General features: G+C 56.6%; 1 pseudogene. It reads left to right on the forward strand.

The features are described 5' to 3' along the window. Positions 1-357, forward strand: a pseudogene (locus ACG0Z5_RS24040) (phage late control D family protein); the annotation flags it as partial.

The raw sequence follows: 357 nt of genomic DNA on the forward strand, positions 1-357 counted from the left end.
AAATCACTATTCAGCGCAGTGATGGTGACCGGCATCAGTTCGCGATTGCTGACCGGGGCGCGTATACCGGCGTCACGGCCAAATGGCTGCAGACCAAAGACCCGAAGCCTCAGAAGCAGGCGCAACAGGTAAAGCTGAAGCGTAAGCCGAAAGAGCAGCACCTGCGGGCGCTCCAGCATCCCAAAGCGAAACCGGTCAGCAGTACGGCGAAGACTAAAAAGCAGAAAGAGCTGGAAGCCCGAGAGGGCGAATATATGACCGGTGAGTCGGATAATGTTTTCGCCATGACCACGATTTACGCGTCAAAGGCGCAGGCCATGCGTGCAGCTCAGGCGAAGTGGGATAAATTGCAGCGCG

This window comes from Scandinavium sp. M-37 (assembly GCF_043558715.1).
Classification (GTDB): Bacteria; Pseudomonadota; Gammaproteobacteria; order Enterobacterales; family Enterobacteriaceae; genus Scandinavium; species Scandinavium vulneris_A.